Raw genomic sequence first — 18,944 nt, 5'->3', positions numbered from 1 at the left:
TCCTATGGTTAATCATCGATCTTATCCAGCCGTGAATCGCTTAAACAAACGTCGGCCAATAAACCGTGCCAGTAAATTAAACGCGAGAACTGAAATGACTAGGACAGCCGATGCCCCAGAAGAAATTGCCTTGGCGTCGGGCATGATACCTTCCGAATTGATCTTCCAGATATGGACAGCAAGCGTTTCAGCCGGCCGCATGGGGTTCAACGGACTAGAAATATTAAACGGGTTCCAATCACCAAAGTCCAACGCCGGTGCACTTTGCCCAGCGGTAAAGATCAACGCGGCAGCTTCGCCGAAGATTCGGCCGGCGCTTAAAATTACCCCGGTTAAAATGGTTGGTAACGCTGCGGGGACAATGATGTGGGTCACTGTTTCCCACTTTGAAAGCCCAAGTGCCAGGCCACCTTCACGCTGTTCATCAGGGACAGCAGCCAGTGCTTCCTCAATACTTCGGGTTAGTAACGGCAAGTTGAAAAACGTCAGGGCAAATGCTCCCGATAAAATGGAAAAGCCAAAATTGAATCGAACCACAAAGATTAAAAACCCAAACAACCCAACAACTACGGATGGCAAGGAGCTCAGAATCTCAATGGATGTCCTGACTAATGAGGTGACCCAGTTTTGTTTGGCATATTCATTTAAGAAAATACCGGCCCCCAAAGCGATTGGAAAGGAGATCAACATCGTTAAAATCAGTAAATAAAACGAATTAAAAAGTTGAATCCCGATACCACCACCACTTGTAAAGGCACGCGCTGGTGAAGTTAAGAAATGCCAGCTTAAAGCCGGTAGCCCGCTAATAATGATATAACCAAGTAAGGCAGCCAGAATCAGGACAATCAGACTGGCAATCACATACAGTGTTGTAATCGCAATACGGTTACTGAGCTTCGGATTCATTTGGTGATTGCCCCCCTTCGTCCAATCAAACGGATAATCAGATTAAAAATTAGTGACATGATAAGGAGTACAAGGGCGAGTGACCAAAGTGCGTTATTTTGCATCGAACCCATCACAGTGTTACCGATGCCAGTCGTCAGGACCGAGGTCAAGGTAGATGCTGGTGAGACAAGGCTGGTTGGTAACAGTGCGGCATTTCCAATCACCATTTGAACTGCTAATGCCTCCCCAAACGCCCGTGCCATCCCGAAGACGATGGCCGTCAGCATCCCAGGGGTCGCCGCTCGTAAAACAACTTTATAAATAGTTTGCCACTGGGTTGCCCCAAGTGCTAGTGCAGCTTCGCGGTAATAACGCGGAACGGAATGCAAGGCATCAACACTCATTGAAGTGACGGTTGGCAAAATCATGACAAAGAGAACGAAGGTTCCAGAAAGAATCCCAAAACCACTGCCGCCAAAGACCGCTCGCACGGCAGGAACTACTACGGTTAAACCAATGAAGCCGTACACTACTGATGGGATACCAACCAACAGCTCAGTCACGGGTTGTAAAATTCTAGCCCCTCTTTGGGGGGAGATTTCCGTCATAAAAATTGCTGTGCCAATCGCAAAGGGTGTCGCTAGTAAAGCGGACAGGATCGTCACAACAAACGAGCCCGTGATCATTGGGAGAGCCCCGACTTCAGGCTGACCCTTGGCGTTTGTCACATTGGGATTCCAATTCTTACCAGTTAAAAAATCAATCACGTTGACGTGGTTACTGAAGAAGGTTGATAACCCTTTTGAGGTCACAAAGATGATGATTGCAAAAACGGTCAAAACGATCAACATTAGGGCTAGAAAGCTCACACCCTTTCCTAAACGTTCGATTTTAGCAGCTTTTGAACGTTTGAGAAGCTGCTTTTGAAGTTTACTATTCATGCCCTTTCACCACCTTATGAATCTGTCCTTGACCATTACGAGCAACTTTCATATCCGCCATGCTAATATATCCAAGCCGTCGGACAAGGGTATTTTGAATTTTCTTTGATTGAATATAGTGAATGAATTCAGTGGCCAATGGTTGTGGCTTTTGACCAGTATACATGTGCTCATACGACCAAATTGGCCACCGATTATTGGTTACATTTTGATTAGTTGGTTTAACACCATTGAGGCTGACCGCTTGAACAGTTTTATCAACGTAGGAAAAACCAACGTAGCTGATGGCACCCGGAGTGGTCGCGACAATTTGCCGAACCATTCCTGAAGAATCTTGCTCCTGAGCTGCCAAACTACGGTGACCTTCAAGCCCGTATCGTTCAAACGTTGCCCGCGTGCCACTACCTTGGGCTCGATTTAAGATGACAATTTTTTGATTACGGCCGCCAACTTGCGACCAATTAAGTACTTTCCCCGTGAAAATGCCAATTAACTGAGCCGAGGTTAAGCGGTGAACACCAGCCGTGCGATTAACAATTGGTGTGATGCCAACGACGGCAACCCGGTGGTCTTTCAGCCGGTTGGCGTTGATACCATTTTGCTCTTCCGCAAAAACATCGGCGTTGCCAATATCAACGGCACCCTCCTGAACCTGACTAAGGCCGGTTCCGGATCCGCCGCCCTGGACGTTGATAAACGTGCCAAGGTGCTGTGTTGAATAGTCTTCACCAGCGGCTTCAACGAGTGGCTGAAGAGCAGTTGAACCAACTGCGGTTATAGTCATATTGGAATGATTCACTTGCCGAGTCTGGTATGCCCAGCCGCCTAAAATTATCAGGCCTACCAGAAGCAAGCCTTCGATCCAACGCGATTTTCGCATGTTCAATCCTCCATTCCATCTTTCGAAGCCTAGTATATCGAAGCATTGTAAATCTAAAATACATATTTTTGTAAATGTTTTGTAAATGTTTTACATTATCAACTACCACAGACTCGTTTTAAACAAAAAGGATCCCCTGATACTCACTTTGCTGAATATCGAGGATCCATACATATCGTTAACTTATTTACTTTGGGTAGGAAATGTCACTGTAAAAGTACTGCCCACGCCGCGTTGACTGGTAACGCTAATTTGACCATGAAGTGACTTGACCAATTCCGAGACGATCGCCAATCCTAAGCCCGTCCCACTCACTACTTGCTGAGTCCGAGAAGCATCGACCCGGTAAAAGCGTTCAAAAATCCGGGACTGTTCATTTTTAGCGATGCCAATACCGGTATCAGTTACTTGAAGTGACCAATTTTGTTCACCAGATTGGTAACTAACTTCAACTTGACCGCCTTCACGATTGTATTTAATCGCATTAGACATCAAATTTTTCAGAACTTCAACTAACTTACTTTCATCAGATTTCTGAACGGTATTTTTCGGCACATTATTGATCAACGAGACGTTTTTCATTGAAGCAATCTGCCGAAGAACGCTGATCTGCTCATCAATCATGCTCGAAAGTTCAATTGAACTTAAATGCTGATCTGAGAGTGATTGTGACTCGATGCGAGAAATTGATAGAACGTCTTGAATCAATTCCGTTAAACGCTTGCTTTCCCGCTGAATGATCTCTAAGAATTCATTCAGTGTTTTCGGGTCATCTTTAGCTCCTGATAACAGCGTTTCCGCAAAACCTGCAATTGCCGTTACCGGTGTTTTTAGTTCGTGTGACGCGTTAGAAATAAAGTCCATTTGCATCTTTTCAACCGCGTAGATCTCAGTCACATCATATAGCAGCACCAAAATTTGGAAAAAATCTTCGGTTGTTGAGGTGTAAATGACGGACGCTTCAACCCGTTTTTCGGTCGGCACACCCGGTAACGTGATCACTTTTCGTTTTGACGCTTTAGTGCTGATTACTTGACCAATCATGGCCACTAATTCGAATTGGTGAATATCTTGCGTGTAGGGGTGACGCCGAGATTTAATCTCAGTCTGTAAAAACTCCGCCATTGCCGGATTAGCCATTTCAACTTTACGATAACGGTCAATCACCATCACCCCAATTGGCAGGTAAGCCAGCAACATTCGCAACTCTTCGCTTTGTTGATTTTTATCTCGGAGTAGTTTTTGCTGGTGGGTCTGCAGCCGATTAATAGCCATGGCCAGCTCATAATAATCGTCGTCATGACGCAGTAGGATGTGGGCTGGTTCTTCATCCTTAAGCATCCCTTCAACTTTGTGAGTCATGGCTTTAACCGGCTGTTGCCGATGTCGAGTGGCAAAGGTAAATAGGGCCACTTCAACTGCAGAGACGATTGCATTAAGACCCAGCAAGCGTAAAATCATTTGGCTTACCACCAGTTGATCAGCAATTAAACGGGCGACTAAAATAAAAACAAACATGTTTACGATTAACGCTATCAAATATTGAATGCCCAGCCGTTTAGTCATGTTGAGCTTCCTCAAAACGGTAACCAAATCCCCGCACCGTTTTCAAGTACGCTGGGTGTTTCGGATCCGTTTCGATTTTATCCCTCAAATGTGAAATATGAATGTCCACCATCCGTGTTTGACCGGCATAGTCAAAACCCCAGACGCCCTCTAGTAACTGATCTCGCTTTAACACTTGGTTGGGACGCTTAACGAGGTAAACCAGCAATTCAAATTCTTTGGGGGTCAATTTTACCTTTTGACCACGAATCATCACGCTGACTGTGGACTGGTCAATTAATATGTCACCAACGTGCAGTTGCTGCCCGTCATTAAGATCCGATTCATGATCAGCATTACTTTGAGAGCGTCTTAACACAGCCTTAAGTCGTGCTAAAACTTCCCGCGGACTAAAGGGTTTCGTAATATAATCATCGGCTCCTAGTTCAAGTCCAAAAACTTTGTCGAATTCATCCGTTTTGGCTGTAATCATAATAATGGGCGTCTCAATTTTTTCTTGGCGCAACTTTTTAGTGACTTCAACACCGTCTATACCTGGAAGCATAAGGTCCAAAAGAATGGCATCAAAGTGTTTGTCGGTTGCCAGCTGAACAGCCTCACGCCCGTTAATGGCAGTCTCAACTTCATAATTAGATTTCTCAAGGTTATACGTCAAAAGTGTTACAATTGCCGGTTCATCATCAACAACTAAAACTCGTTGCATAAGGCCCTCCCTAATCTTTAAAAACGACAATGCCAATTTCGTGTGGTGCACCATCAAAGATGGCAGTTTCAGTTACCTTTAAATCACCCTTTGGGGTCCTGATCTTCAAATGACAATAAGTTGGATCTAACATTAACGCTTCATAAAAACTCTTCTCAGAATAAATGGACTGTCCATTGCACTGAACCATGATATCGCCTACCTGAACGTCCATCTTTGCAGCCGGCGTTTCCGGTTTAATGCCCAAAACTCGAACACCGTGATCAACCTTTGAAAACCAAAATGACTGGTGATGGTCCTTAAGTCGGGCATGAATCAGACAGCCAAGGTAGCAAACGTATGCCAATCCTAAAATTGGCAGTACCGCCATTTTAAAGAATAAACTAACGATTCCGGCAATCAAGACTACAATCCCTAGCCGAAGGATCATCGTTGCTAACCTAGTTAAAGCAGTTCGTGGATTTTGCTTGAAAACAGTCATTTTAAGTCCAATCAATAGCGGTAGAAAAAGTGGTGTAAAAGACATTCCGCCAACTGAAAGAACTGGCCAAAATGCTAAGTGACTGGTCAGCCAGTTTCCTGGAACTAAGACTAACGTTGGGATCACTAATAATTCATTAAATGGATAACCCGCAATCAATTTACCACGTTGCTGAGCAAAGATTCGCGGCGAGGCAAATCGGCCACCAGTGCGGTGCAACCAAAAACCCAAAACGATTAATAACGCTGCCAGTAAAATAACCAAATTCGCCATATTTACAGATTCATTAGTCAGGCCAAAACGCTGAGTCACAGGCCGAGTTAGTTTGCTAGCCCAACCCATTTGTTTGACCCAGACATACAATACCACGGATCCGATAAAAATGGTCATTGGGAGCCCCGCAACTGGGATAATTACTACGGCAATTAAGGCCCCTGCACTGTAACAGAGGTACCAGCCAACAGGCACCGTTAGTCCGGCTAACAATGAGACGACGGAAAGTCCCAGTCCAAACAGTAAACTTAATAGGATAAAGTGTCGAACTTCGAATTTATCCGTGTAAACTGCACTTTCAAACGCTCGCCGTTCCCGGACAATCCGTCGATCAGCCGTGCGCCACTCACGAATTAAAGCAATCCACCAAACCGGCTGTACAACCAAAGTTAAAATCAATAATCCCATTGTCATCATTACTCCCAGCTTTTCATTATCTGTACCTAAAAGCAGTATAGCATAAACCAGCCGCAGCTTGCCCACTCACTGGAAACCGGATCGAATAGTTTATCGTCCGTTCATAGATTATATGATATAGGGGCTTAACTATCTTTTATAAAAAGGAAAACGCCCAACGTGTCGTGTTTGCGATTTGTCAGGCGCTGCCGTCGTTAATCAGGGTTTGACTGCTCTAATTGATATTGTAAATAAGCGTTGATGAACGGGTCAAGGTCACCGTCCATCACAGCTTGACCATTACCTGTTTCGTAGTTTGTTCGGTGGTCCTTTACCATTGTATAAGGATGGAAAACGTACGAGCGGATCTGTGAACCCCAGCCAATGTCCAACTGTTCACCTTCAATAGCCGCCTTCTGCTGCGCTTTTTTCTCTTCTTCGCGCTCATATAACTTAGCTTTCAACATGTTCATTGCCGTTTGCCGGTTTTGAAGTTGTGAACGCTGAGCCTGACTGGCCACAACAATACCCGTTGGTTCATGGGTAATTCGAACCGCCGAAGAGGTTTTGTTAACGTGTTGTCCACCGGCACCACTTGCCCGGTAGACATCGACCTTTAAATCGGCTGGGTTAATGTCAATATTAACGGAATCGTCTAGTTCTGGCAAGACGTCGACAGACGCAAAAGAAGTATGCCGACGACCCGCAGAATCAAACGGCGAGATTCTAACGAGGCGGTGAACACCCTTTTCAGAACGCAGATAGCCGTACGCATTATGCCCAGATATCAACAATGTGACCGAATTAATGCCGGCAACATCACCGGCTTGATAATCAAGAGTGTCCACTTTAAAGCCGTGTTGTTCTGCCCAGCGGGTGTACATCCGCAACAGCATTGATCCCCAGTCTTGAGATTCTGTTCCACCTGCACCAGGGTGAATTTCTAAAATCGCATTATTGGCATCATATTGACCATTCAGCAGTAAGTTTAACCGATATTGCTGTAGATTCTGTTTTAAAGTTGCTAAATTAGTCTCTAATTCTTTTTGAACTTCGGCGTCTGGCTCCTCTTCTAGTAATTCCACAGCAACTTGAACGTCATCTAGTTGACTCTTCAGGTCGCTATAAGATTCTGATTTGGCTTTTAACTGATTAGTTTCGTCAATCAACTTTTGAGCTCTGGCTTGATTATCCCAAAAACCAGGTTCCGCCATCTTTGACTCGTTAATGGCTATGCTTTCGTTTAAAGCATCTAAGTCAAAGAGACCTCCCAAAGCCATCGATCTCTGCCGACATTGCTTTTAAGTCTCTTTTAATATCACTTAATTCCATGATTTTCCCTCCATCTGACTAATGATGTCTGTCTCGACAGTAAAAATCTGCATAGCCAGCAGCGACTATGCAGACTTTCAGCTTGTTTAACGTGTAATATTTTGCCGAATTTCTGACTTCATAAACAGTCGAGTCGCATCGTAATCAATATCAGCAATCATTTCTTCAAACATCCGATAACCGTCTTGTTGATATTCAACTAATGGATTCAATTGCCCATACCCACGCAAACCAATTGAAGTTCTCAATTGATCCATGACGTCAATATGGTCTGTCCAATGAGAGTCAACAACTCTTAAGATAACGACCTTTTCAAATTCCAACATTTGAGCCGGATCGTAAAGCTGCTTTTGCTTTTCTTTATAAACGCTCTCAGCAAGGCTCAACAAGAAGGCTTTGATCTGGTCAGCATCCTTATCCTTAAAGTCATCTAAGCTAACCTTATCAGGACTAACCAACGCTGAGATTGCGAAATCTAAAATTGTGCTTAAATCCCAATCTTTCTGTTCACCTTGAGTGTGCAGGTTAACCACACGGTCAATAGTTCGTTTGATCATTGGCATAATAACCCACCGCAAGGACTTATCCTCGTTAATGACTTGGTTTCGCTGACCATAAATCACTTCACGTTGTGCACGCATAACATCATCATACTGCAAAACGTTCTTCCGTGAGTCATAGTTATTTCCTTCAACCCGCTTTTGAGCAGATTCAACCTGACGACTGATCATGCGACTCTTAATCACAGCATCTTCGCCTTCAACGTTCATCCGTTCCAAGAAAGCTTTGACCCGGTCAGTCCCAAACCGCCGCATTAAATCGTCTTCCAGCGACAAATAGAATTGAGTCAGACCAGGGTCACCTTGACGCCCAGAACGACCACGAAGCTGATTATCGATTCGCCGTGATTCATGCCGTTCAGTACCTAAAACAACTAGACCACCAAGTTCACGGACACCAGGTCCAAGCTTAATATCCGTCCCACGACCAGCCATGTTGGTGGCAATGGTCACGGCACCTCGCTGACCAGCGTTCATGATGATATCGGCTTCCTTGGCGTGATTCTTAGCGTTTAAAACAACGTGTGGAATATTAGCTTCATCCAGAAGTTGAGATAAATATTCTGAGGTTTCAACCGCCACAGTACCAATCAACATTGGTTGACCCTTTTCGTGAAGCTCCTTAATGCGGTCACGCACAGCATTGAATTTAGCTTCCAACGTTGGGTAAAGCACATCAGGTTCGTCTAAACGAATTACCGGTTTGTTAGTTGGTACTGAAATCACTTCCATATTGTAAATTTCACGGAATTCTTCAATTTCAGTCCGAGCCGTACCAGTCATACCAGCTAGCTTATCATACATCCGAAACATGTTTTGATAAGTGATATTAGCCATGGTCTTAGACTCTTCTTGGATGTCCACACCTTCCTTAGCTTCAATCGCTTGGTGCAGGCCGTCAGAATAACGTCGGCCTTCCATAACACGGCCGGTAAATGAATCAACGATCAAAACTTCACCATTACTTACCACGTAATCCTTATCACGCAGCATGATGAAGTTCGCCCGTAGCGCTTGGTCTAAATGGTGGGTTAAAGCCGTGTTGTCAGTATCATAAAGGTTCTTCAGATTGAAGTACTTCTCGGCCTTAGCAATTCCATCTTCCGTCAGCGACACACTCTTTGATTCCAAATCGATCTTGAAATCAGTATCTTCAGTCAGCGTCTTGGCGAAACGATCGGTTCGTTGATACAACTGCGACGTACCTTCAGACTGACCAGAAATGATCAACGGTGTCCGAGCTTCATCGATTAAAATTGAATCAACTTCATCGACGATTGCAAAGTTCAGCGGTCGTTGAACCATGTCTTCCTTATAAACTACCATGTTATCACGAAGATAATCGAACCCAATTTCTGAGTTGGTAGAATAAGTGATGTCAGCGTTATAAGCTGCCCGCTTTTCTTCAGGTGATTTTTCAGTTAAATTCAAGCCAACGCTCAAACCTAACCAATTGTATAGCTCACCCATTTCGGAAGCATCACGAGACGATAGGTATTCGTTGACCGTAACCACGTGGACGCCCTTGCCAGCCAGGGCATTCAAATAAACGGGCATCGTTGCTGTCAACGTCTTACCTTCACCAGTTTTCATTTCGGCAATGTTTCCTTCATGCAGCACGATTCCACCCATAATTTGGACGTGGAACGGGTATAAACCAAGGACTCGCTTGGCGCCTTCACGTGCAACGGCAAACGCCTCAGGTAATAGATCATCCAGGGTTTCACCATCTTGATATCGTTTTTTAAATTCTGGCGTTTTTGCTTTTAATTCGTCATCGGATAAAGCCTCGTACTCTTTTGAATACGCATTTACTTTATCTGCAAGTTTGCTGATTCGTCGAAGTTCACGTTTGTCACTTTCGACCCAGCGTCTTAAAATGTTGGCCATACTTGATTCCCTTCTGTTTATGTGTTCTCAATTAACTCATTCATTTTGATTGCATACCAACAATTAGTCTAACATTTATGACAGGGTTTTGAAACTAATCGAGAGCTGATAATGCAAAAAATATTCTGACAACGTTTTCACTCAGTATAAACAAAAGGACCGAAGCCTCTCTGCATACGGCTTCGACCCTTTCACTGTTAAATTCTTAAATTTATTCTTCGCCGGCTTCAATTAAACCATAGCGACCGTCATTACGACGGTATACAATATTGACGCCGTCTGTTTCAGCGTCCTCATAGATAAAGAAGTCGTGCCCTAGCATATCCATTTGTAGAATTGCTTCTTCATTGTCCATGGGTTTCAAAGATACCCGCTTCGTACGAACAACTTCTAACTTCGATGAATCATTATCTGTGTCAGCAGGTTCTGCGTCCTCAGGTGTAAACTCAAGGTTCTTGAAGCCTTTTTCACGTGACTTACGGTTGATCTTTGTCTTGTACTTGCGGATCTGACGCTCTAGCTTATCCGTAACCAAATCAATACTTGCGTAAAGATCTGGTGACGTCTCTTCAGCACGAAGGGTTAAATAAGGAAGCGGAATGGTTACTTCCACCTTTGAATCCTTATTTTGGTAAACCTTTAAATTAACGTGCGCAGTTGAATCGACGCTTTGCTCAAAATACTTCTCAAGCTTACTGATCCGCTTTTGTACGTAGTCTCTAATTGCCTGAGTGACCTCAATGTTTTCACCACGAATATTGAATGTGAGCATAGAACTTCTCTCCCTTCCACAACAAACAAAAGTTGATTTAAGCGTGGTTGAAAAGCGTGCCTAAATATTTGTTTTGTTTATAAACCAATTATAATAGAAAGCGCTACAATACACAATAGTTTAGGGCAGAGAAGCCTCATTAAAATGTCTGAAAAGAGCTTAACCGTGGGCGAGTGTAAGGCCAATAACTTCACGGGCACCAGCCCCGATCAATAACTCAGCAGCATGTCGAATTGTCCGGCCCGTCGTATAAATATCATCAACAAGCAAAACCCGTTTTTTACGAAATACTTCCTCATCAACGTTCAATTTAAACGGCTGCGCAGTTAGCAGACGTTGTTGCCGTGTCTTGGCCGATTGCGGGACAGATTTATCTGACTGTACAGTAGCTAATCCAGCCAGAGTCTCGACCCCTTCCAAAAAGCCCAGGACCTGATTAAAGCCCCGTTGTTTTCGGGTTGATTGATTAATCGGAATCGGCACGATCAAATCAGCCTGAAGCGTTTTCACTGCTTGCTGGAACTGACCTTGAAACACCCGTCTCAGCCGGTAATCACCGTTAAATTTATACTGTGACATATAGCGTTTTAAAGGGGCGTTGTAGGTGTAAAGGGCACGGTTTGAAAACGAGGAATCTGCTTGCCATTTTTGACAATCCGGGCATTTTTTCTCTGCGCTTCGTCGTCCACACCCCTGACAAGCCTGATCAGCCGGTATCGGCTCAAAGGTCTGCCAGCAGCCGGTGCAGACGGGAGATTGTGAAACGGTTTGAAAATTGAGTAGCTGCCAAAGGGTCGGCTGATATAAGTTTTCACGGTGGCAGAGTAAGCAAGTTTGCATTTACACATCACCAATCAATTTTTCTTGTCGGGCTTTGCGATTCACAAACCGGATCTGCCTGCGCGCTTCACGAATCACCTTAGTCTGGCTATCAGCAAAGAATTGAACTAATCCACTGGGAAAGTCAGCTTTACGGCCAACGCGACCCGCGATTTGAACCAGTGCAGCAGTCGAAAAAACCTGGTCATCTGCACCAATCACAATAACGTCAATGTCAGAGAAAGTCACTCCCCGTTCTAAAATTGTCGTGGTGATCAAGCAATCGATCTGTTGATCCCGCATCCACTGCACTTTTTCGTGGCGTTGCGGATCAGTCGCATGGACAGTCGCCAACTTTAAAGGAGGAAACTGCTTTTTTAACGCCGTCTCAACCCTTGGCAAGTCATTAACGTGTGGCACAAAAATTAAAAATCGTCTTTGTTTCATGATCAATTGACTAAGTGTTCGGTTTACCTTTCCAGGCAAGTGGTTCTGGTTAAGTCTTTTCCGCCAGTTACCAGTCGTCTTGACTTTGATTTCCGGCAGGGCGTGACCATGGTAGCGGGCAGGCAGATAGCTAACCGTCAATCTATTTTGCTTTTCTTGACGTTGTAATTCTCGACTGGGAGTGGCGGTTAAGTACAGTAGGGCCCCACTCTCTTTTTTGGCCTGTTCAGCCGCAAAGCTTAATCCTGGGTCAGCAGCAAATGGAAAAGCATCCACCTCATCGATCACTAAAACATCAAAAGCATGGTAAAATCGGAGTAGTTGATGAGTGGTGCAAATCGTTAGTTGGCGGTATTCATAAGTGCCACTCATATCGCCATACAGGACAATTTGAGGAATGCTTTTGAAAGCCGCTTCAAATCTGGGTGCCAGTTCGAGACAAACATCGACTCGAGGCGACGCAATGCCAACTCGCAGACCATGCGACAATGCCCATTGGATCCCCGGAAATAACATTTCAGTTTTACCGGCTCCAGTTACTGCCCAAAGCAAGTGCGTCCGACCGGCTGCAAAGTATTGACGAACTTGTTGACTGCAGCTGGCCTGTGCGGGTGTCAATTTACCACGCCAAGATAACGGTGAGCTTGCAATAGGCATGAACAAGTTAGGCTCGGCTAACGACCACAGCCATTGATCAGAGGTCACCCGACCCAGTTGGAAGCAATGGGGGCAATAAAATTTATTTCCAGGTAACCGGACTTCTTTTTTTAACGTTCGTTGACCGCACCGCTGACAAAGTACCCAACGGTCTTGAATTGCCAGTGCAGGGCGTCGAATCAGTTGAACGCCTTGTGCGTTATTTAAGTGAACCTCATCAGCCAAAATTTGACGACCGTATAACTGTTCTGCATCAATCATTTTCATCATCCCTTCTCAACTAACTACGTCAGAAAAGGAGACAATGTTTATATGCCAGAAAATTATTTAACAATTAAAACGTCTGGCAGTCATGAATTGGATATCAAAAAATCACAGTTCATCTGCCATTTACAGCGGGTCACAACCAAGGAAGATGCCGATGCTTTTATCGAAACGATTCGGCACCAAAATACCAAGGCTAACCATAACTGCTTTGCCTATATGATTGGTGAGCATAATGAGATCCAGCGAGAATCAGATGACGGAGAGCCTTCTGGTACAGCCGGTGTCCCAATCCTTGAAGTTTTAAAAAAAATGAATTTACATAACTTAGTCGCTGTGGTGACACGGTATTTTGGGGGTATTAAATTAGGTGCAGGCGGTTTGATCCGTGCCTACAGCAATGCCACATCTCGCGCAATTGAGAGTGTCGGCCTCGTCAAATTAGTTTTGCAGACCAGCGTCACGATGACTGTAAGTTACTCCAACTTTGAAAAACTAGGTTACTTTTTAGAACAGCAAAAAATTGCGATTGAAGACACAGCGTACACGGCACAGGTCAAAGTCGAAGTGGCAGTCGACACACCTGATTTGGAAGCCTTGAAAAACGATGTCATGAACTTACTATCAGGACAAACGACCTTTGACGTCGGCACCGAATCTTATCACGAAGTGGATGTTCCAGTTTACGGCGAATCCTAAGGAAGGGCTACCTTCGATGACCCGCAAAGTAGCAAAGGTGGTAGAACACGTTTAGGTCACAGAATGTCGCAAAATCAAAAATGGGTTCCCAAAAGTTTAGGGAACCCACTTTAAGTATCGCTATATGGCGGTGATCTAAATCTGTTTAGCCTCGATTGAGTAATCTAGAAATTAGTGCCCACTTTATTAATCGCTGAGTATTGTCACCGTCTCGATTGCTGACCAAGTGAATAGCACTTAGTTTTAACAATTTTAAAATGCAGTTTTAGTTATCGGGAACTCTTTGACGTCGTACCCTTAACCAATTTTTTGATCCAGTTAAGTAACGGTTGACGGTGACTGCCAACCAGCCCAATGGCCTCCACAAATAGCTCCAAACCAACTAGACTAGCAATTGTCAAACAGATTGCGCCCCAGGTTGGTGAAATTGGATAAAGCAGTGAGATAAAGGCAAAAATCAGCGCGATACCATAGATAACAAGCACCGTTTGACGGTGAGTCAAGCCCATCTGCATCAACCGGTGGTGCAGATGGTGCTTATCCGCGTGTGAAATTGGCTGCCGATTAAGCATTCGCCGTAAAATAGCGTAAACCGTGTCGGTAATTGGAACACCTAAGATGATGACCGGAATAATCATCGTGATAAAAGTGACGTTTTTCAAACCATAGAGTGAAAAAACCGAGATCATAAAGCCGATAAATAGCGACCCGGTATCACCCAAATAAACGCGAGCGGGAAAGAAATTATAGGGTAAAAAGCCAACCATCGCAGCAACCAAGGCGAAAATTGAGATTGCGACGAAAGTATTGGCAACGTTCAAGAAAAACAAGCCGGTAATTCCCATCGTGGACAATGCGATGATCCCTACTCCGGTTGCTAACCCATCCAGGCCGTCAATCAAATTGACTGCGTTAGTAATGGCTAAGATCCAGATCCAGGTGACTGGCAGACTCAGCCAGCCAAGCGAGACCATACCAACAAACGGAATTGTGACGTGACTCATTTTGACACCGGCCGCGAAGTAGGCTACCAGCGCTGCAATTGAGATCCCCAAAACTTTTTGACGGGGCTTTAATTCAAAGATATCATCGATGATTCCAGTCAAAATAATGACGCATTCGCCGCCGAATACGCCCCAAAGCTGACGGGTCGGTATTTGTTCCCTTAACAGGAAAACAGTGGCAAATGTATAGGCCAAAAAGATTGCCAGACCGCCCATGGTTGGCATGGGCACCTTGTTGACTCTCCTAGCGTTTGGCTTGTCGATAGCGCCAACCTTGAACGCCAACTTTCGTACGAACGGCGTCAGGATCGCGGATAAAATCATGGTCGCAACCAAACTGACGATGATTTCAAATTTCATTTGTATTCCTCTCTTCATGACGCATTGGTACTATTATACAAATCGCTTTCAGTAAACACAATGAATCTTAATGGAATTTTCAACATTATCCGTGCATTTTTGAGCAATGAGAGCTGATTCTTCGGGTTTTTCACAAGTTGCGTATCCCGCTTTGTATGCCAATACATCTTTATCTTCTTGCCTTTTTAAGCAAAAATTATTATACTGTATATGTGAAGTGGAAACGCTTTGCAAGTTTGTGAAAGTTTTTATATATATTTTGAAAGGAGTGTTTACCTATGGCAAGTAATCAACAAGCTGCCAAAACATCGGAGGTTGAACACGAACCGGCACCTATTTTACAACAAATGGGTATTTTTGCGTGTGTTCTGTTTGTGTCATCATTGATTTCTCCATTATTCCCTAAGTCGTTTCCTGTGCCAACTCCGGTTATTGGTTTGGTTTTGATGTACGTGCTTTTAGCCTCACACATTATTAAGTTGTACCAAGTAGAAAAGATGGCCGACTTCTTAATCAGTCTGATTGCCTTCTTGTTTGTTCCTTCTGGAATTCAAATGGCCAACTCACTGAACGTCTTTACTGACGATGGTGCCTTTACTGGGGTTATGTTGATCGTCACTATTATCTTAGCGACTATCATCTTGTTAGTTGTCATTGCTTACACGACCGCTGGCTTCATGGCTATCAGCCGTCACGTCTTCCACAAGAGCACGGATATCCAGTAATTGGTACTCTCATCTTAATAAAGAAAGGATTGAGTTAAATGACTTGGGTCAACTTTTTTGGTAATGCGTTAGATCCGAAAATTGGTGGAATTGCCTTTTTTGGTATCTTTCTATCATTAATCGTTTTCTTAATTGGTCAATGGCTATTTAAGATTTCAAATGGTTTCTTCTTGTTCCAACCGCTATTCGTTGGTATGGTATTAGGTATCTTTATCCTTTGGTTAATGGCTAAATGGTTCGGTGTTACCCTGCCAACCTTCTACATGGAAGCCTACAAACCAGGTGGCGATATTATCTTCTGGTTCTTAAACCCTGCCACTATTGCGTTCGCCATTCCGCTATACCGTCGTAATGACGTTGTTAAAAAATTCTGGCTTGAAATTATTCTTTCATTAATTGTCGGGATGGTTATTTCACTGTTTATCATCTACTACATGTCCAAACTGTTCGGTTTGAACAACCAGATGATTTCATCAATGTTACCACAAGCTGCAACGACTGCTATTGCGATGCCTATTTCTGGCGCCACTGGTGGCGTGCCAGCCGTAACTGCGATGGCATGTATCTTAAACGCCGTCTTGATTTACGCTTTAGCTGACTTCTTGATCAAGATCTTCCGTTTGAACAGTGATCCCGTTGGTGCTGGTTTAGGTTTAGGTACCGCAGGACACACGGTTGGTTCAGCGAAGGCCGTTCAACTTGGTTCTATCCAAGGTGCTATGGCTTCAATCGCGGTTGTTGTTATTTCAATCGTTGTTGATGTCGTTGTTCCACCATTCGCTTCAATGATGCACTTATTCTAATCTCAAAGTCATCGTTCAAAAAGGTCCCAGAGCATTTGCTCCGGGGCTTTTTTTAGACCTATTTTGGCTGCTCTAGGCATTTTTCGACTAGCTTCTGACTGCAAACGGCATTTGACGTTAAATACAGGTGTCTCATTGATAATAACAACCTGCCATTATGAGCCAATTAAATTGCTGCTCAAGCACATAAGATCAAAATAGGGTTCTTAGAGACCAGAATCGACACATCGTCGCTGGTCTCCAGGAACCCTATTTCGTTTGTTTAATTGTAGTGTTGCCTTAAATTCTTTATTAACGTTTTAAGTGGTAACTATACGTTGAAACAATGATGTTTTCACGCGTATTCAATGCTGATCGCAGTCGTAACGCTGTTTGATTATGCAAAATATTTTGCCATGGCCGTCGTGGTACAAATTGTGGAACTAAGACGGTCGTTGTAAAGTTCCGTTCAGCTGCCCGCTTCGCAATCACATCACAGAACCGCAGCGTTGGCGTAATGATTGACCGATAAGAAGAATGAATGTCCACAAATCGAACATCAGGGAATTCGACCTTAAACTTTTGAGCGGTCTTATGCTCCTTGCGTGGATTCTCATCGAATGAAACGTGCATTGCAATCACGTAATCACCTACCGAACGCGCATAATCAATAGCGTTAGCTGTCACTTGAGTTACGTTGCTAACTAAAACGATCACCGTTGCCCCATCATAGTGGTGATTAACTGACTCGCTTTCGGCGGTCACCTTTAACTGTCGCGCCACGTTCATATAATGCAGATGGATGCGATAGAACATGTAGCACAGAGCAGGCATGACGATCAGATAAGGCCAAACGTTGCCAAAATGCAACCAGAACAGAAAGACCACCAATGAAAATGAAATGAAAGCCCCCAGGAAGTTGATCATTGCTTTTAATGGCCATTTCCCCTCACGGACTCGGAACCAGTGGCGAATCATTCCTGACTGCGATAAAGTAAACGGCACGAAAACTCCGACTGCGTACAATGGAATTAATAGGCTTGTCTTCCCGTGGAAGATAATAATTAAAACAATCGCACCCAGTGCCAGTGAAATAATACCGTTAGAGTAGCCGAGCCGATCGCCACGATCCAAGTAGGCGTGCGGTAGGAACTTATCCTTTGCCAGGTTATAAGCCAAAATCGGAAAGGCTGAAAAACCGGTATTTGCTGCCACAGCTAAGATAGCTGCAGTTGCTAATTGTAACAAGTAGTAAATTAAACCGTGACCGAAAATTGCCGAACCAATTTGTGACAAAACAGTGTTATCAGCCATTGGCCGAATGCCTAAGTAATAACTTAGAAAGGTAATGCCACCAAAGAAGAACCCCAGAATCGTGGCCATAATAGCGAGCGTTGCACTAGCGTTATGGCTCTTAGGTTTCTTGAAATTCGGTACCGCGTTACTAATGGCTTCAACACCAGTCAATGAAGATGAACCACTTGAGAAGGCACGGAAGAACAAAACGAGCGTCATACCTTGGACTGGCGCACCAATATGGGCGGCAGCATGGTAAACAATTTGACCCGTAACAATTTCGTAGATTCCCCAACCAATCATAATAAGGATCATCGCAATAAAGAAATAAACCGGTAACGTCAAAAACGATGCCGACTCACGCATCCCACGCAGGTTTAGGCCCATGATCAAAAGCACAAGAAGGATTGAGATTCCTACCTGATGGGCACTTAGTGACGGAATCGCCGATATAATGGCATCTGTACCAGAAGTCACAGAAACCGCCACAGTCAACATATAATCGACCAGAAGTGAGCCGCCGGCAACCAACCCAGCAGATTGTCCCCAATTAGTCGTTGCCACGACGTAAGCGCCACCACCGGATGGATAGGCATGAATAATTTGTTGATAAGACAGTGTAATAGCAAACAGTAATACCAACACTAGCGCTGCTACCCATAATTGATACATTAAAGCAGCTGCAGAAAGTGTAATTAAAACTGTTGTGATTTGTTCAGTCCCATATGCGACTGATGACAACGCATCAGAAGAAAGAAGTGCTAAAGCTTTGAATTTTGTTAAGGCCTGGCCCCCCTCGTCTGAGGTCTTCAACGGTTTACCAATAAGAAACCGTTTCAAATATCGCCACATGTTGTTTACTCCTTTATCGACGAATAACAGCTATCAGCCACGAGGATAGCAGTGACTGATAGCTCTTATCCGGAATTGACTATTCAAATTAAATTAATGACGCAAACGGGTATGCAAAATCAATTGGTATTGTACAACATATTAGAGCGTGAAAGCAAGCTGTTCCCAAATGTTCTTTCGCTTCCCCGAAAGCACCCATCATCCGTTGTGAAAACAGCTTACATACGACGTGATTATTTCGACTTTTATGAAGGTTACTCCTGGCTGTTAGACACGATTTCAAAAAGGATGCGGCTTACTTCATCAGATTCCCTTAATGGCTGCCATCTTGTATTTTTAACCCCCAACAGGCCCTCG

General features: G+C 44.1%; 16 protein-coding genes. 3 read left to right on the top strand and 13 right to left on the bottom strand.

Translation table 11 applies throughout. From position 1 onward, the window contains the following. Nucleotides 1–21 precede the first annotated feature (21 nt). From pstA to GM612_RS07080, 11 genes are all read right to left on the bottom strand, one after another. A complete protein-coding gene (pstA, locus tag GM612_RS07130; RefSeq protein WP_155431697.1) occupies nucleotides 22–906 on the bottom strand; it encodes a phosphate ABC transporter permease PstA in 885 nt (294 codons plus the stop codon). Next, a complete protein-coding gene (gene pstC, locus GM612_RS07125; RefSeq protein WP_155431696.1) occupies nucleotides 903–1,829 on the bottom strand; it encodes a phosphate ABC transporter permease subunit PstC in 927 nt (308 codons plus the stop codon). The genes pstA and pstC overlap by 4 nt, the downstream gene beginning before the upstream one ends. Further along, on the bottom strand, nucleotides 1,822–2,709 hold the full coding sequence (locus GM612_RS07120) for a phosphate ABC transporter substrate-binding protein PstS family protein (RefSeq protein WP_155431695.1): 888 nt from the start codon (nucleotides 2,707–2,709) through the stop codon (nucleotides 1,822–1,824). The genes pstC and GM612_RS07120 overlap by 8 nt, the downstream gene beginning before the upstream one ends. Before the next feature lie 183 nt (nucleotides 2,710–2,892). Beyond that, nucleotides 2,893–4,275: a two-component system histidine kinase PnpS gene (pnpS, locus tag GM612_RS07115; protein WP_155431694.1), complete on the bottom strand. Its 1,383-nt coding sequence runs from the start codon at nucleotides 4,273–4,275 to the stop codon at nucleotides 2,893–2,895. Then, on the bottom strand, nucleotides 4,268–4,978 hold the full coding sequence (locus tag GM612_RS07110; RefSeq protein WP_155431693.1) for a response regulator transcription factor: 711 nt from the start codon (nucleotides 4,976–4,978) through the stop codon (nucleotides 4,268–4,270). Before GM612_RS07110 ends, pnpS begins: the two co-directional genes overlap by 8 nt. A gap of 10 nt (nucleotides 4,979–4,988) precedes the next feature. Next, a complete protein-coding gene (locus tag GM612_RS07105; protein ID WP_155431692.1) occupies nucleotides 4,989–6,140 on the bottom strand; it encodes a PDZ domain-containing protein in 1,152 nt (383 codons plus the stop codon). 203 nt (nucleotides 6,141–6,343) lie between these two features. After that, nucleotides 6,344–7,460 (bottom strand): peptide chain release factor 2 gene (gene prfB, locus GM612_RS07100; RefSeq protein WP_216644511.1). Its coding sequence is split into 2 segments (ribosomal slippage): nucleotides 6,344–7,399 and nucleotides 7,401–7,460, totalling 1,116 coding nucleotides; the frame shifts between segments, so codons are not numbered across the junction. A gap of 86 nt (nucleotides 7,461–7,546) precedes the next feature. After that, entirely contained in the window at nucleotides 7,547–9,910 is a 2,364-nt protein-coding gene (gene secA / locus GM612_RS07095; protein ID WP_155431690.1) for a preprotein translocase subunit SecA, read from the bottom strand. Nucleotides 9,911–10,121: 211 nt separating this feature from the next. Beyond that, nucleotides 10,122–10,682 carry a ribosome hibernation-promoting factor, HPF/YfiA family gene (gene hpf, locus GM612_RS07090; RefSeq protein WP_155431689.1) on the bottom strand — a complete coding sequence of 187 codons (561 nt, stop codon included), beginning with the start codon at nucleotides 10,680–10,682 and terminating at the stop codon, nucleotides 10,122–10,124. 159 nt (nucleotides 10,683–10,841) lie between these two features. Then, nucleotides 10,842–11,522, bottom strand: a complete 681-nt coding sequence (locus tag GM612_RS07085) for a ComF family protein (RefSeq protein ID WP_155431688.1) — start codon at nucleotides 11,520–11,522, stop codon at nucleotides 10,842–10,844. Next, the gene (locus GM612_RS07080) at nucleotides 11,523–12,863 is read right to left on the bottom strand and encodes an ATP-dependent helicase ComFA (protein ID WP_425500339.1); all 1,341 of its coding nucleotides are present in this window, start codon (nucleotides 12,861–12,863) and stop codon (nucleotides 11,523–11,525) included. Nucleotides 12,864–12,917: 54 nt separating this feature from the next. Between GM612_RS07080 and GM612_RS07075 the strand changes: the two genes are divergently transcribed. After that, nucleotides 12,918–13,568: a YigZ family protein gene (locus GM612_RS07075; protein WP_155431686.1), complete on the top strand. Its 651-nt coding sequence runs from the start codon at nucleotides 12,918–12,920 to the stop codon at nucleotides 13,566–13,568. Between the two features lie 269 nt (nucleotides 13,569–13,837). Here GM612_RS07075 and GM612_RS07070 read toward each other — a convergent pair whose 3' ends face one another. After that, on the bottom strand, nucleotides 13,838–14,932 hold the full coding sequence (locus GM612_RS07070) for a glycosyltransferase family 4 protein (protein WP_155431685.1): 1,095 nt from the start codon (nucleotides 14,930–14,932) through the stop codon (nucleotides 13,838–13,840). A gap of 278 nt (nucleotides 14,933–15,210) precedes the next feature. On the opposite strand from GM612_RS07070, the gene GM612_RS07065 reads away from it, so the two are divergent. Further along, nucleotides 15,211–15,657, top strand: a complete 447-nt coding sequence (locus GM612_RS07065; protein WP_155431684.1) for a CidA/LrgA family protein — start codon at nucleotides 15,211–15,213, stop codon at nucleotides 15,655–15,657. A 38-nt stretch (nucleotides 15,658–15,695) separates the two neighbouring features. Then, nucleotides 15,696–16,460 carry an antiholin-like protein LrgB gene (lrgB, locus tag GM612_RS07060; protein WP_155431683.1) on the top strand — a complete coding sequence of 255 codons (765 nt, stop codon included), beginning with the start codon at nucleotides 15,696–15,698 and terminating at the stop codon, nucleotides 16,458–16,460. A 291-nt stretch (nucleotides 16,461–16,751) separates the two neighbouring features. Here lrgB and GM612_RS07055 read toward each other — a convergent pair whose 3' ends face one another. Continuing rightward, the gene (locus GM612_RS07055) at nucleotides 16,752–18,587 is read right to left on the bottom strand and encodes an APC family permease (RefSeq protein ID WP_155431682.1); all 1,836 of its coding nucleotides are present in this window, start codon (nucleotides 18,585–18,587) and stop codon (nucleotides 16,752–16,754) included. Nucleotides 18,588–18,944 lie beyond the last annotated feature (357 nt).

Source organism: Secundilactobacillus folii (assembly GCF_009720675.1).
Classification (GTDB): domain Bacteria; phylum Bacillota; class Bacilli; order Lactobacillales; family Lactobacillaceae; genus Secundilactobacillus; species Secundilactobacillus folii.
This window is presented reverse-complemented; position numbering and strand designations above follow the sequence as displayed.